This is a genomic window from Actinocorallia populi (assembly GCF_002995495.1).
Taxonomy (GTDB): Bacteria; Actinomycetota; Actinomycetes; order Streptosporangiales; family Streptosporangiaceae; genus Actinocorallia; species Actinocorallia populi.
Genome location: NZ_PVZV01000001.1, coordinates 1,282,618 through 1,297,086, shown reverse-complemented (window position 1 = coordinate 1,297,086; position 14,469 = coordinate 1,282,618). Strand labels below are relative to the sequence as shown.

The 14,469-nt window shown below is 71.3% G+C and carries 13 protein-coding genes; 6 read left to right on the top strand and 7 right to left on the bottom strand.

The features are described 5' to 3' along the window. Window positions 1-105 precede the first annotated feature (105 nt). Window positions 106-1,107, top strand: a complete 1,002-nt coding sequence (locus tag C2865_RS06380) for a HAMP domain-containing sensor histidine kinase (RefSeq protein WP_106397284.1) — start codon at window positions 106-108, stop codon at window positions 1,105-1,107. Here C2865_RS06380 and C2865_RS06375 read toward each other — a convergent pair. The 5 genes from C2865_RS06375 to C2865_RS06355 all read right to left on the bottom strand — a co-directional run bounded on the left by C2865_RS06375 (window position 1,104) and on the right by C2865_RS06355 (window position 7,070). Further along, entirely contained in the window at window positions 1,104-3,599 is a 2,496-nt protein-coding gene (locus tag C2865_RS06375) for an ABC transporter permease (protein ID WP_106397283.1), read from the bottom strand. The two genes, C2865_RS06380 and C2865_RS06375, sit on opposite strands and share 4 nt — an antisense overlap. Next, entirely contained in the window at window positions 3,596-4,369 is a 774-nt protein-coding gene (locus tag C2865_RS06370) for an ABC transporter ATP-binding protein (RefSeq protein WP_106397282.1), read from the bottom strand. Before C2865_RS06370 ends, C2865_RS06375 begins: the two co-directional genes overlap by 4 nt. A gap of 161 nt (window positions 4,370-4,530) precedes the next feature. Then, window positions 4,531-5,190, bottom strand: coding sequence for a response regulator transcription factor (locus C2865_RS06365; RefSeq protein ID WP_106397281.1), 660 nt, complete (start codon window positions 5,188-5,190; stop codon window positions 4,531-4,533). After that, on the bottom strand, window positions 5,187-6,347 hold the full coding sequence (locus C2865_RS06360; protein ID WP_106397280.1) for a sensor histidine kinase: 1,161 nt from the start codon (window positions 6,345-6,347) through the stop codon (window positions 5,187-5,189). The genes C2865_RS06365 and C2865_RS06360 overlap by 4 nt, the downstream gene beginning before the upstream one ends. A gap of 78 nt (window positions 6,348-6,425) precedes the next feature. After that, window positions 6,426-7,070: a response regulator gene (locus tag C2865_RS06355; RefSeq protein WP_232835395.1), complete on the bottom strand. Its 645-nt coding sequence runs from the start codon at window positions 7,068-7,070 to the stop codon at window positions 6,426-6,428. A gap of 238 nt (window positions 7,071-7,308) precedes the next feature. On the opposite strand from C2865_RS06355, the gene C2865_RS06350 reads away from it, so the two are divergent. Further along, window positions 7,309-7,767, top strand: coding sequence for a CBS domain-containing protein (locus C2865_RS06350; protein ID WP_106397278.1), 459 nt, complete (start codon window positions 7,309-7,311; stop codon window positions 7,765-7,767). Window positions 7,768-7,780: 13 nt separating this feature from the next. Further along, window positions 7,781-9,064, top strand: coding sequence for an ArsB/NhaD family transporter (locus C2865_RS06345; RefSeq protein WP_106397277.1), 1,284 nt, complete (start codon window positions 7,781-7,783; stop codon window positions 9,062-9,064). Window positions 9,065-9,068: 4 nt separating this feature from the next. Here the strand turns inward: C2865_RS06345 and C2865_RS06340 are convergent, their stop codons facing one another. Then, window positions 9,069-9,803, bottom strand: a complete 735-nt coding sequence (locus tag C2865_RS06340; RefSeq protein ID WP_232835394.1) for a hypothetical protein — start codon at window positions 9,801-9,803, stop codon at window positions 9,069-9,071. Between the two features lie 144 nt (window positions 9,804-9,947). Here C2865_RS06340 and C2865_RS06335 point away from each other — a divergent pair, with 144 nt between their 5' ends. Further along, window positions 9,948-10,868, top strand: coding sequence for an ABC transporter ATP-binding protein (locus C2865_RS06335; protein WP_232835393.1), 921 nt, complete (start codon window positions 9,948-9,950; stop codon window positions 10,866-10,868). A gap of 9 nt (window positions 10,869-10,877) precedes the next feature. After that, on the top strand, window positions 10,878-12,509 hold the full coding sequence (locus tag C2865_RS06330; RefSeq protein ID WP_106397274.1) for an ABC transporter permease: 1,632 nt from the start codon (window positions 10,878-10,880) through the stop codon (window positions 12,507-12,509). A gap of 16 nt (window positions 12,510-12,525) precedes the next feature. Here C2865_RS06330 and C2865_RS06325 read toward each other — a convergent pair whose 3' ends face one another. Further along, window positions 12,526-13,722, bottom strand: coding sequence for a hypothetical protein (locus tag C2865_RS06325; RefSeq protein WP_106397273.1), 1,197 nt, complete (start codon window positions 13,720-13,722; stop codon window positions 12,526-12,528). Between the two features lie 180 nt (window positions 13,723-13,902). Here C2865_RS06325 and C2865_RS06320 point away from each other — a divergent pair, with 180 nt between their 5' ends. Continuing rightward, window positions 13,903-14,460, top strand: coding sequence for a hemerythrin domain-containing protein (locus C2865_RS06320; RefSeq protein ID WP_106397272.1), 558 nt, complete (start codon window positions 13,903-13,905; stop codon window positions 14,458-14,460). Window positions 14,461-14,469 lie beyond the last annotated feature (9 nt).

The window sequence follows — 14,469 nt, the reverse complement described above, 5'->3', positions numbered from 1 at the left end:
AACCGCATAGGGACTGACCCCCAACCCCGCGCCGGACGCCCCCCACCTCCGGCGGGTGGCGTCCTCCATCGACAAAACCCCTGGTGACAGGAGACTCTGGACGGTATGACGGCACGGACAACCCAGGCGGGAGCCCGGAAGGGCAGCCCGGTCAACCGCCTCTTCTGGCGGCTGCTCACGATCAACGGGCTGATCTTCGCGGTCGGGACGACCGTGCTGGCCCTGTCCCCCGCGACCGTCTCGTCGCCCGTCCTGGTCACCGAGCTGCCGGTGCTGACGGTGGGGCTGGCGCTCATGGTCACCGCCACCGCCTTCCTGCTGCGGGCCGGCCTCGCCCCCCTGGACGGCCTGACCGCGCTGATGGAACGGGTCGACTCACTGCGCTCGGGAGACAGGATGGACACCGGCGGCAACGGCGACCTCGGCCACCTGGTCGCCACCTTCAACGCCATGCTCGACCGGCTCGAGACCGACCGCAGCACCAGCACCGCCCGGGTGCTGGCCGCGCAGGAGGCCGAGCGGCAGCGCATCGCGCGGGAGCTGCACGACGAGATCGGGCAGAGCCTGACCGTGGTGCTGCTGCAGCTGAAGCGGGTGGTGGACCGCGTCCCCGAGGAGCTCACCGAGGAGGTGCGGACGGTCCGCGAGAACGTCCGGAACTGCCTGGACGAGGTGCGCGGGGTGGCCCGCCGGCTGCGTCCCGGGGTGCTGGAGGACCTGGGCCTGACCAGCGCCCTGGCCGCCCTGGTCGCGGAGTTCGAGAGCGTGGAGGGCCTGGAGCCGGTCAAGGACCTGGAGGCGCCCCCGGACCTCGACCCGGACACCGAACTCGTGATCTACCGGATCGCCCAGGAGAGCCTCACCAACGTCGCCCGGCACTCCCATGCCCGGCACGCCCGGCTGTCCCTCTCCCGCGAACCCGGCCTCGTCGTCCTGGAGGTCACCGACGACGGCTGCGGGCCGCCGGAGAAGGACGGCGCGGGCATCCTGGGCATGCGCGAGCGCGCGCTGCTGATCGGCGCCAGGCTCTCGATCACCGGGGTCCCCGCCGGGGGCACCCGGGTCCGCCTGGCCGTCCCGATCGGCGGCGCGCGCGCCGCGGGTTAGTCCGCCGACAGGGACTCCACGATGGAGGCCCTGGCCGCCCGCCTGGCGGGCAGGACCGCGGCGAGCAGCCCGGCCACCACCGCCAGCCCGAGGTACAGCAGGATCTGCCCGTAGGGGACGGCGAAGACGAAGTCGGTGAAGAGCGAGCGGGTGGCGGCCCAGCCGAAGACGGTGCCGAGCACCACGCCCACCCCCGCCCCGAGCAGCGACATGATCACCGCCTCGGCGGACAGCATGCCGCGCAGCTGCCTCCGGCTGACGCCCAGCGCCCGCAGCAGCGCCGACTCCCGGGTCCGCTCGACCACCGAGAGGGTCAGCGTGTTGACGATCCCGAACAGCGCGATGACGATCGCCAGCCCGAGCAGCCCCGCGAAGATCCCGATCAGCATGTCGATGGCCTTGGCGAACTCCGCCTTCATCGCCGCGCCCGTGGCGACCTGCACCCTGGGGTGGTCACGGACCGCGGCGTCGATGACGGCGTTCGCCTCGGCCACCGGGACGTCCTCGCGGAGGTTGACGTAGACGTCGGCGTCGTCCATTTGTCCGAAGTTTCGGGCGAAGTCCGCTTCGGGGATGAGGATGTCGGGGATCATGCCGGCGTCACCGGAGTAGACGGCCGAGACGGTCACCCGCACCACGCCGCGCTCCGTCTCGAGCGGCACCTCGTCGCCCATGGCGATCCCGTCGCGCGCGGCGAACCCCTCGCTGATCAGGACGGTGCCCTGCCGCAGGTCCGCCAGGGACCCGTGCTTCATCTCCGGTCTGGCCACGACGCCCAGCGACGACTGCGTCATGGACGCCACCGCCCGCTCGTTCGCACCGAACTTCGTCTCGACGGAGCGGATCGAGGTGACCACGGAGAACAGGTCGTTCCGCCTGCGCAGCTCGTCGGCCACCCCGCGCGGAATCGTGCGCCCGGTCACGCCGGTGTGCAACCGGTAGTCGATGGGGAACTGCTCGAACATCTTCTGGTCGGCCGTCGCCTTGCTGCTGGCGCCCACCACCGCGAACAGGCTCATCAGGCCGACGCCGACGGTCAGCGCGACGGTCGTGGCGGCGGTGCGGCGCGGCGTCCGCCGCACGTTCTGGACGGCCAGCCTCCCCGGCAGCCCCAGGAGCCCGCCGAGCCGGCCGCCGGTGGGAAGGCCGAACGCCCGCACCAGCAGCGGCATCACCGCGATGACCGCGAGGAACGTCAGCGCACCGCCGCCCGCGACGGTGAACATCGCGGTCTCCCCCGGCTCCATGCGCATGCCGACGACGGTCAGCGCCAGGCCTCCGGCGGCGGACGGCACGGCGAGCGCCCAGCGGGCGCGCCCCAGCCGGAAGGACCGCTCACCGGGCTCGGGCTCGGTGCGGAGCGCGGCCAGCGGCGCCACCTTCGTCGCGCGGAAGGCGGGCGGCAGCGCCGAGAGCACCGTCATGACCAGCCCGACGGACAGCGCCACGGCGACCGTCCGGAGGCTGAGCGACACCTCCGCCGGGACGTCCATGCCCATGGCGTTCACCGCCGCGGCCCCGCCGACCGCCAGCCCGAGGCCCGCGGCCAGGCCGGCCAGGGAGCCGACCAGCCCGACCAGCGCCGCCTCGACGACGACCGCGCCGAAGACCTGCCGCCGGGTGGCCCCCAGGCAGCGCAGCAGCGCCAGTTCCCTCGCCCGCTGCGCCACCAGGATCGTGAACGTGTTGGCGATGACCAGCCCCGCGACCAGCAGCGAGATCAGGCCGAAGGCCAGCAGCCCGGTGGTGATCATCTGGATGTCGACGCCGGCCGCCGCGGACAGCCGGCTGGCCAGCTCCTTGCCGGTGATCACTTCGTGGCCGGCGCCGCCGATCGCCGCGCGCACCTGCGCGGGCGTCACGGTGCCCGCCACGTCGATCTCGACGTGGTCCTTCTGCCCGGTCATGCGGACGGCGGTCTCCTCGAGGAAGCCCACCCCGCCGCGCACGGTGAGCTCCGCGTCGATGCCGACGTCGACGATGCCGACCAGCCGGAAGGTGTGCCTGCGTTCCTTCGGGTCGAGCACCTGGATGCGCTCGCCGGGCCGGAAGCCGGTGTCCTCCGCCAGGCTCTCGTTCAGCACCGCCTCGTCCGGCGCCGCCGGGACCCGGCCCTCCAGCACGGTGTACCGCTGCAGCGGCCCGTCGGTCGGCAGCGAGAAACCCTGGGTCGGCACGTGCCCGTGGGTGCGGCCGTCCCTGCCCAGCAGCGGCGCCTCGTCGCGGACGAGGCCCCGCGCGTCGGTCACCCCCGGCAGCGCGCGGATCTTCTTCAGCAGCCCGGCGGGGAGCGTCTCACCCTGCTCCGCCGGCAGCACCGCCACGTCGACCTTCTCGGCGGAGGCGGCGAACTCCCGGGCGTAGCCGGCGCGCATCAGGTCGCCGAGCGCGAACGTGCCGCTGATGAAGCCCACGCCGAGGACGACGGCGACCACGGTGAGCAGCAGCCTGCCGCGCTGGGCGCCCAGCCGCGACAGCACGATCCTGATCATGCGTTCTCCAGCCGCTTGAGCCGGTCCAGCACCCCGTCGGGGGTCGGGCGGAGCTGCTCGTCGACGATCAGGCCGTCCCGCAGGAAGACCACGCGGTCGGCGAACGAGGCGGCGACCGGGTCGTGGGTGACCATGACGATCGTCTGGCCCAGGTCGCGGACCGAGCGGCGCAGCAGCTCCAGCACCTCGCGGCCGGTCACCGAGTCCAGGTTCCCGGTCGGCTCGTCGGCGAAGATCACCTCGGGCCGGGACAGCAGCGCCCGCGCGCACGCCACCCGCTGCTGCTGGCCGCCCGACAGCTCCGACGGGCGGTGGTCCAGCCGCTCCCGCAGCCCCAGGACGTCGACGATCCGGTCGAACCACTGCGCCTCGGGCGTCCGGCCGGCCAGTTCCAGGGGGAACAGGATGTTCTGCCGCGCCGTGAGCGTGGGCACCAGGTTGAAGGACTGGAAGACGAACCCGATGCGCTCGCGGCGCATCAGGGTCAGCCTCCGGTCGTCGAGCCGGGTGAGGTCGGCGCCGCCGAGCAGCACCGAGCCGGAGGTGACGGTGTCGAGCCCGGCGAGGCAGTGCATGAGCGTGGACTTGCCGGAGCCGGACGGACCCATGATCGCGGTGAACCCGCCGCGGGCGAAGCCGACGCTGACGCCGCGCAGGGCGTGGACCACCGCGTCGCCGCGTCCGTAGGACTTGGCGACGTCGACGGCCGCCACCACGGGCGCGGTCGGGCTCGGCTCCCGTACGGGAGGGCTGGAGGCGATGCCGGTCACGGCTGGCTCCTCTGCGAGATCGGAGAGTGAAACAGGACGTGAACGACATTAGGGACGAGCGGTCCCGCTGCCATCGCACTCAGGTCCCCGGCCCGTACCTCCTGCGAGGGATCTTCACCGCGGCCTCACCGCTGCGGCGCTACGACCTGAGGGGTACGACCTCAGCCGGAGCCGCCGCGCGCCAGGCCGTTCTCGTAGGCGTACACCACGATCTGCACCCGGTCGCGCAGGCCCAGCTTGGTCAGGATGCGGCCGACGTGCGTCTTGACCGTCGCCTCCGCCACGTACAGGCGCCCGCCGATCTCGGCGTTCGACAGGCCCTTGGCCACCAGGAGCATGACCTCCCGCTCCCGGTCGGTCAGCCCCTCGGCGACGGGAGCGGGCGCGGCGGCCCCCGGTTCGGGCAGGTGGCCGGCGAAGCGCTCCAGCAGGCGGCGCGTCGTGCTGGGCGCGACCACCGCGTCGCCGGAGTGCACCGCGTGGATCGCCTCGATCAGCTGGGCGGGCCTGGCGTCCTTCAGCAGGAACCCCGCGGCCCCCGCCTTGATCGCGGCGAAGGCGTACTCGTCCAGGTCGAAGGTGGTCAGGATGATCACCTTCGACCCGGCGGGGGCGATCCGGCGGGTGGCCTCGATGCCGTCCATCCGGGGCATCCGCACGTCCATGAGGACGACGTCCGCGCGGGTCGAGCGCAGCAGCTCGACCGCCTGGGCGCCGTCCCCCGCCTCGCCCACGACCTCCAGGCCGGGCTGGGCGTCCAGCACCATGCGGAATCCGGCCCTGACCAGCTCCTGGTCGTCGACGAGCACCACCCTGATCACCGGGCCGCCTCTCCGGCGGGGAGCCGCACGTCCACCTCGAACCCGCCGCCCGGGACGGGTTCGGCCCGTACCGTCCCCCCGTACAGCGCCGCGCGTTCGCGCATCCCGGCCAAGCCGTGCCCCTTCCCGTCGTTCTCGACCATGGCGTTGCCGCGGCCGTCGTCCTGAACGTGGATCCCCACCCCGCCATTGTCGTAGCGAAGCCGTACGCGCGCTCTCGCGCCCGGCCCCGCGTGCTTCAAGGTGTTGGTGAGGGCCTCTTGGACGATGCGGAAGACCGAGAGCTGAAGTCCCTGCGGCAGTTCCTTCGGCTCGCCTTCAACCGTGAACTCCAGCGGAAGGCCGGCGTCGCGCACCTGCTCGACCAGCTCGTCGAGCTGCTCGACCCCGGGTTGCGGTGTGTAGGTGCCGGTGTCGTCGCTCTCCCGCAGCACCCCGAGCAGCCGCCGCATCTCGCCCAATGCGAGCCTTCCGGTGGCGGAGATCGTCTCCAGCGCGTTCTTGGCCCGGTCGACGTCGGTGTCGATGGCGTACGCGGCGCCGTCCGCCTGCACGACCATGACGCTGACGTTGTGGGCGATGACATCGTGCAGTTCGCGCGCGATCCTGGCCCGCTCCGCGGCCATCGCCATTCTCACCTGGGTGTCGCGCTCGTGCTCGGACTGCAGGGCCCGCTCCTCCAGACTCTGCAGGTAGGCGCGGCGGGTACGCAGGTACACGCCGTAGACGAGGAACGCCCCGATGAACACCGTCATGGTCGCCACCGCGCTCAGCGAGTCCCGAAGAGACAGTTCCCCGTCGAAGGTCGCCAGACTGAACCCGAACACGTTGACGGCCGCCGCGGCCAGCGCCCAGGGGAGCGTCGACCGTGTCGCGACCGTGTACAGCGCGATCATCACCGCCATGTTCGCCACCTGCGGATGCATCCCGGCCATCCACTGCGCGAAGGAGACCAGGGCCACGACCGCGAACACCGTGCGAGGCCATTTCCGGCGCCAGACCAGCGGCGTCAGGAGACCGAAGATCACCAGAAGGTGGACCTTGGGGTCGGGCACGGCCCGCATGACGAACAGTGCGTACGCCAGCAGCGGAAGAGTCCACAGCAGGTCCACGACCTGCGGATGCCGCCGCAGCCGCTCCACCATCTTGACGGTCATCAACGCAGGGTACGCACGCTCCCGGCCTGCCCGGATCAGCCCGGCGGCGGACCGCCGTACGACCTGCGGAGGACGCCGTCAGGGCTCGACGAGCCCCGTGCGGATGGCGTACTTGGTCAGGTCCAGCCGGTCCCGCATCCCGAGTTTGGCCAGGATGTTGGTCCGGTGGCGCTCCACGGTCTTCACGCTGATCGTCAGGGTCTCGGCGATCTCCTTGGAGGAGTGGCCCTCGGCGACCAGCTTGATGATCTCCTCCTCGCGGGGCGTCAGGATGCTCTCCGGCGCGTTCTCCTCCCGGCTGAGGTACTCGCGGATCAGCGCGGTCACCGCGCCCGGGTAGAGGAAGGGCTCCCCGCGCATCGCGGAGCGGCACGCCTCGATGAGGTCGCGGTCCACGACCGACTTCAGCACGTAGCCGCTGGCCCCCGCCTTGAGGGCGGCGAAGAAGTACTGCTCGTTGTCGTACATCGAAAGGAAGAGGATCCGCACGCCGGGAGCGCGCCGGGAGATCTCGCGGGCGGCCTGCAACCCGGTCATGCGCGGCATCGCGATGTCCAGGATCGCCAGGTCCACCTCCTCGGGATCGCAGGCGCGCACCGCCTCCGCCCCGTCGGAGGCCTCGGCCACCACCTTCAGGTCGGGCTCGGCGTCGATGATGAGCCGGAGCCCCTGCCGGACCAGCGCGTGGTCGTCGGCCAGCAGGATCCGGGTGGGTGACTCCACCGGCGTTCTCCTTCTCCTCGTTGCCCTGTCCTCAGAGTGTCCCCCGTGCGGGCCGGTGTCCATGCGGGCTCGCCCCCATCCCCAAGCGTGGCGGGGGGTTCGCACCCCTTTCGGCTACGGGGTGTCCCCGGGAGAAATGGAGGACTGTACGGATAGTCACCGTTCGTCCCTTTTTTCGAAACTTGAGGGTGACACAACCCCAGCTTTCACAGAAGGCCGAACGGAAGGCACATGAGCCATGCAGGCACGTGACATCGCCGTACAGGTCCCCACCGTCACCTTCGGCGACTCGGTCGCGACCGCGGTACGGGTGATGGGACTGGGCAGGGTACCCGGGCTGATCGTCGTGGACGAACGGCGCCGGCCGCGGGCCGTGCTCCCCGGCACCCAGGTACTGAGGCTCCTGGTACCACGCGCGTACTGGGACGATCCGGCGTTGAGCCGCGCGGTCGACGAGGCGCACGCCGACCACTTCTGGCAGGAGATCAACGGGCTGACGGTCGGCGACTGCGTGACCCCGGGCGCGGCGCGGCTGACGACCGTCCGCCCCGACGCGACCCTGCTGGAGGTCGCGGCGCTGATGGCCAGGGTGCGCAGCCCCCTGGTGGCGGTGGTCGAGGACGGCGCCCTGCTGGGCGCGGTCACCCTGGACCGCCTGGTCGGCAGCCTGGCCCTGGCCGGGCCTCCGGGCGAGTGACGGGAGACCTCATATGACAGGAATCCTGGCCTTCTCCATTTTCGCGGTCTCGTTCTTCCTTATAGCCACCGAAAAAATAGACAAAGTCAAGATCGTGCTGGTGGCGGCCGGCGTCATGACCGTGCTCGGGCTGACGCCGGGCGCCGACGTCTTCTTCTCCGAGCACGAGGGCGTCGACTGGAACGTGCTGTTCCTGCTGTTCGGCATGATGATCATCGTCGGGATCGTCAAGCAGACCGGCGCCTTCGACTACCTGGCCATCTGGGCGGCCAAACGCTCCCGGGGGCGCCCCTACCGGCTGATGGTCATGCTCATGGTCATCACCGCGATCGCCTCGCCGTTCCTGGACAACGTCACCACGATCATGCTGGTCGTGCCGGTCACCGTGGTGGTCTGCAAGCGGCTGGCCATCTCCCCGGTGCCCTACATCATCGCCGAGATCCTCGCCTCCAACATCGGCGGCGCCTCCACCCTCATCGGCGACCCGCCCAACATCATCATCGGCAGCAGGGCCGGGCTGAGCTTCAACGACTTCCTCGTCCACATGACGCCGATCGTCGTGATCGTGTTCGTGGTGTTCGTGCTGCTGACCCGGGTGATGTTCCGCAAGTCGTTCCAGTACGACCCCGAACGCGCGGCCGAGATCATGTCGCTGCAGGAACGCCGCGCCATCAAGGACACCGGGCTGCTCGTCCGCTGCATGGCCGTGCTGGTCCTGGTCATCGCCGGCTTCTCGCTGCACTCGGTGCTGCACGTGGAGCCGTCGATCGTGGCGATGGTCGGCGCGGGCGTCATGCTGCTGGTCACCAGGGCCGAGACCGCCGAGGTCCTCGAGGAGGTCGAGTGGCACACGCTGGTGTTCTTCTTCGGCCTGTTCGTCATGGTCTCCGGCCTCGTCCACACCGGCGTGATCGAGGCCGTCGGCACCTGGGCCGTGGACACCTTCGCCGACCAGCCGCTGGCCGCCGCGACCTCGCTGCTCTTCGGCTCCGCGGTCCTCGGCGCGTTCTTCGACAACATCCCCTACACCGCGACGATGGCCCCCATCGTCGAGGAGGTCGTCGCGCAGCTGCCCGCCGGTGACGGCGAACCGCTGTGGTGGGCGTTCGCGCTCGGCGCGGACTTCGGCGGCAACGGCACCGCGATCGCCGCCAGCGCCAACGTCGTCGCCATCGGCATCGCCGCCCAGACGGGCAACCGCATCTCCTTCTGGCAGTTCACCCGCTACGGCGTCGTCGTCACCGTGCTGAGCACCGTGATGGCCTGGGTGTACGTCTGGCTGCGCTACTTCGTCTGACGGCTCACTCCCCGCGCACCCGGCGGGAACCCTGGTAGGCCTTCCGGCGGAAGGTCTGGAAGGGGCCCGTCGGGTGCAGCTCGGGCACGTTGTGCAGTTCGGGGTCGAACGCCCCGAGGTCCTCGCCCGCCCAAGGGGTGTGCACGCGCAGGGTCCCGTGCGGGCGCCAGCGGCCCAGAAGGGAGGCGCTGGCCAGGCGGAAGGACAGCGGAGCCGCGGCGATCGCCTCGTCGAGCGGACCCAGCCGGGCCGGGATGCGCCGGTGCCCCTGGGGGAACAGGCCGAGCAGCGCCGTCCGCCCCTTGATCGAGTAGGGCAGGAGGGTGGTGTAGGCGCCGGAGGTGAACGAACGGCGGGGCAGCAGGACGTGCCGCATCCCCGGCCGGCGCCCCGTCGTGGCGAACAGCAGGTCGATCATGCCCTCCCCGGTGGGGATGTGCAGCGCGATCCCCAGGATGTCGGGCAGCCCGCCCGGCAGGGCCAGCGCCCGGGAGAACCGGGCCACCGCCTCGTACGTCCGGTGCTCGGTCTCCCCCCGCAGGAAGTCGCCACGGTCGATCGTCAGGGTCGCCACATAGATGTTCCCCGCGTTGTGGAAGACATGGCCTCCGCGCAGCCTGCTGGCGGCGCCGAACGCCCCCCGCACCGCCCCTCCCCAGAACGGCTCCCGCCGGACCGGCGGAGTCCGGGCCGCGTACCGGGTGGGCTCCACCCGCCTGCTCGGTTCGGTCCTCGTCATCGTCCCCACTCCTCACACCCCGTCAAGGACATCCCTACCCGAACCCCCGTACGCAAACGCCACGCGTTCCCCGGCCGGACCCATGGCCCTTCACCCGGGTTCGATCTAGCCTGGAAGGGCGGAGACCGAGACCGGAGGTGCCGGGTGACCGACGAGGCGATCAGAACCGAACGGCTGGGCAAACACTTCGGGAAGACGGTCGCCCTGGAGGGCCTGGACCTGGTGGTGCCGCGGGGGGAGGTCTTCGGGTTCCTCGGGCCCAACGGGGCGGGCAAGTCCACGACGATCAGGCTCCTGCTCAACCTCATCCGGCCCACCTCCGGGCACGCGTGGATCATGGGGGTGCCGGTCGGGGACGTGCGGGCCGCGCACCGGCACCTGGGCTACGTGCCCGGCGACGTGGCGTTGTGGCCGCAGCTCACCGGGATGGAGATCCTCACCTACCTGGGGCGCCTGGCCGGACGGGTGGACACCGCCTACCGCGACGAGCTCGTCGAACGGCTCCGGCTCGACACGAGCCTGCGGGCGCGCTCCTACTCCAAGGGCAACCGGCAGAAGGTCGCGCTGGTCGCGGCGTTCATGACCCGCCCGGACCTCCTGCTCCTGGACGAGCCGACCGCCGGGCTCGACCCCCTGATGGAGGCCGAGTTCCAGGCGCTGACCAGGGAGGCCGCCGCCCGCGGCCAGACGGTCTTCCTCTCCTCGCACATCCTCGCCGAGGTCGAGGACGTCTGCGAGCGGGTCGGCATCCTGCGGGACGGGCGGCTGATCGAGGTCGCCACCCTGGCGGACCTGCGCGGCCTGAACGCCACCGTCTACGACGCGACGCTGGAGGGCCCCACGCCCGACCTGTCGGACGTGCCGGGGGTCACCTCGGCCGAACCCCTGCCCGACGGGGTGCGGGTGACGGTCGCGGGCTCGCCCGTCCCGCTGCTGGAACGGCTCACCCGGGCGGGGCTGCTCAAGCTGCGCAGCCACGAGCCCAGCCTCGAGGAGGTCTTCATGACCTACTACGCGCCGCCCGCGCAGCCCGAGACCGGGCTCTCCGCGCGGCTCGACGGATAGGAGCGGCCGATGGCCTCCGCCGCCCCCGCCCACCACGCCGCGCCCTCCCCCGCGGGCGCCGACCCGGCCGTCCTGCGGCTGATGGTCCGCCTGGTCCGGCGGGGCGTCCTGCTGCTCGCCCTCGGCCTGGCCCTCTTCGCCCTGGTCGAGGCCGTCAGCTACGCGGCCGCCTACCCGGACGCCGCCTCCCGCGCCCGGATCGGCGAGTTCCAGGACAGCCCCGCCGTCCGCATGATGCAGGGCCTCCCGCACGCCGTCGACACCGTCGGCGGCTTCGTCGTCTGGGACGGCGGCTGGATGATGCAGTCGATCGCCGCCATCTGGGCGCTGCTGGTCACCGGACGCCTGCTGCGCGGCGAGGAGGAGACCGAGCGCGCGGAGTTCGTCCTCACCGGACCGGTCCACGCCGGCCGGGTGCTGCTCCTGCAGTTCCTGGTGATCGGGTGCGCGCTCCTGCTGGCCGGCGCCGCCGTAGCGGCGACCCTGTCGGCGTCGGACGCGGCGGCGGGCGGCTCGGTGCTCTTCGGCCTGGGCATCGCCGGGTTCGCCGCGACCTTCGCCGGGATCGCCGCCGTCCTCTCCCAGCTGTTCGTGATGCGCCGCAGGGTCACCGCGCTCACCGCGACGATCCTGGGCTCCTTCTACGTGCTGCGCATGGTCGCCAACAGCGACGACGCGCTCACCTGGCTGCACTGGGCCACGCCGTACGGCTGGATGGACGAGCTCCACGCCTACCGCGACCCGAACTGGGCGGCGCTGGCGCTGCTGCTCCTGGCGCCCGCCGCCCTGGCCGTCGCGGCCGCGCGGCTGCGGCTCGCCCGCGACACCGGCGGCGCGCTGCTCGCGGAGAAGGACAGCCGCCCGCCGCGGGACCGCCTGCTGGGCGGCCCCACCGCGTTCGCCTGGCGCACCACCCGGGGCATGCTGCTGGGCTGGGCGGCCGGCATCTGCCTCTACGCGCTGATCACGGGCCTGCTCGTCGACGCGGTCGCCGACTTCATCGCCGACGACCCCTCCTACCGCTCCATGCTGGAGTCCATCGGCTGGGACGCCGAGAAGATGGTGCTCTCCTTCGTCGGCATGATGGGCACGATGCTCGGGCTGTTCACCAGCCTGTACGCGTGCTGGCGGATCGGGGCCGCCCGCGCCGAGGAGTCGGCGGGGCGGCTGGACGCCGTGCTCGTGCGGCCGGTCTCCCGCGAGCGGTGGCTGGGCGGCCACCTCGCGCTGACCGCGGCCGGCGCCACCCTCATCGCCTTCGCCTCGGGCCTGGCGATGTGGGCGGGCATCCGGCTGACGGGCGGCGGCCCCACCCTGGCCGACGTGCTGGGCGCGACCCTCAACGCCCTGCCCGCCATCGCCTTCTTCACCGGCCTCGCCCTGCTCGTCTACGGCCTCGCGCCGCGGCTCGCCGTGGCGCTCCCTGCCGCCGCGGCCTTCACGGCCTACCTGGTGGAGATGATCGGCCCCGGTCTGGACTGGCCGGAGCCCGTCCTGGCGCTCTCCCCGTTCCACCATCTGGAGCCCGTCCCCGCCGAGCCCTTCGCACCCGTCGCGGCCGCCGTCCTGACCGGCCTAGGCCTGGTCCTGGCGGCGCTCGGCCTCCTGGCCTTCCACCGGCGCGACCTCACCGGGGACTGAGGCCCCCGCGGCGCGGCTACTGGCGCAGCCGCTCGACCGGGTGGGGCCCCTCGGTCTCCAGCCGGTAGTCGCCGCCCATGCGGTCGCGGTGCTCGGTGATGACCTCGTCGCTGGCCGGCGGGCGGCCGCCCATGAGCTCCTGCTGCATCTTCTCGAAGCGCTCGTGCGCCTCCCAGACGTAGCCGGTGCCGAGCTTGGTGAGGTCCACCTGGGTGGCCAGCAGGTCGCGGATGAACTGCTTGTTCGGCTCGAACGTGACGGGCGCGGGCAGCTCGGGCGCCAGGACGCTCTCCGGGTCGCGTCCGTCGTAGGCGCGCATCAGGTCGCACGCGGCGTGCAGGTGGGCCAGCTCCATGTTGAGGTGCAGCTCCCAGATCGCCTTGATCCTGGGGTCGCTCTCGGTCTCCATGAACGAGTGGTACAGGTAGCACTCGTTGTACTCGTGGTTGACCAGCCGCTCCCACCAGGTCTCCCCGGGGTCGACGAGCGACTCGTAGTGGGTGACGTGCTCCTCCTCGACCATCCCGATCTCCTGGTAGAGCTGCCGGGCGATCGGCTCCATGTACTGCGGGCCCACGTTCATGTAGTAGTTCATGGTCTGCTGCTCGGCGGCCATGATGGTCAGCGCGTGCAGCTTCGACAGGGGGGCGGCGGAGGTGCGGTCGTAGGGCTCGTTGAGGTTGTCGGCCGGGTGCCGGTGGTGCTGGCGGGTGGGGCGGCCCGGCATGACCTCGGTGAGGCCGTCCACGATCTCCTCGGCCTTGCGGTGCTCGATCATCTCGAAGAGGTTGGCGTAGCGGTACAGGTGGTCGAAGTCCTCCAGGACCCCGAACTCGTACGCCTGGCGCAGGTACGGGTCGGGCTCCATGCGGGCCACCCAGCCGGTGAGGTCCACCGCGACCTGCTCGTAGGCGATGGTGGTCTCCAGCACCGAGGCCTGGCCGGGCAGCAGCCAGTTCACGGCCTTCTGCTGCTGCTGCTCGATGTAGCGCACCTCGGCGAGCTTCTGCTTGACCTCCATGTCCGCGCACACCCGGTTGAGGTGGTGGCTGAACATGACGGCCTCCACCTCGATGCCGTTCATCGTGATGACGCGGCACCGGGTGTAGGGGTCGGCGTTGTCGGGGTCGATCGGTTCGACGTTCAGTTCGCGCCAGCTGCGCACCTGCTTTTCCAGGGGAATGCCACGATGTTCGAGCGGATTGAACGCCATATGACCGGTCCTTTCAGAGAGACGGATTCGGTACGAGCAATGGGATTCATCCCGCCCTTACCCGGATCTCCCCTCCCCGATAACAATAAAGATTTCATTACCTACGTCACAGATCATCAGGCCATAAGGGTATGGAAGACGGGTAGGGGCCAGATCACCGGCACCATGGAAGGAATCCGCATGGCCCAGACATCCGCCCGTACCGACGTCATCGACCTCCTCGTCGAGCAGCACGCGCAGATCCGGCACCTGTTCATGCAGACGCTGATGAGCGAGGGCGCGGAAAGGAAGAAGTTCTTCGCGCAACTGGTGCATCTGCTCGCCGTCCACGAGACCGCCGAGGAGGAGGTCATCCACCCGGCGGCCCGCAAGGCGCTGCCGAACGGCGACGCGCTCATCGACGACCGGCTCGCCGAGGAGCGCAAGGCCAAGGAGATCCTGTCCACCCTGGAGAAGATGGACACCTCCGACCCCAACTTCATGTCGATGCTGGACCGGCTGCGCATGTCCGTCCTCACCCACGCCCGCGCCGAGGAGCGCTACGAGTTCGCCCAGCTGCGCGACCGCGTCGGCGAGGGCCAGCTGCGCGCGATGGCCGCCGCGGTGAAGGCCGCCGAGGCCACCGCCCCCACCCACCCCCGGCCCGGCGTCGAGTCGGCCACCAAGAACCTGCTGCTCGGCCCCATCGCGGCGATCACCGACCGGGTCCGCGACGCCATCCGCTCCCACAAGGGCTGATCCCCCGGC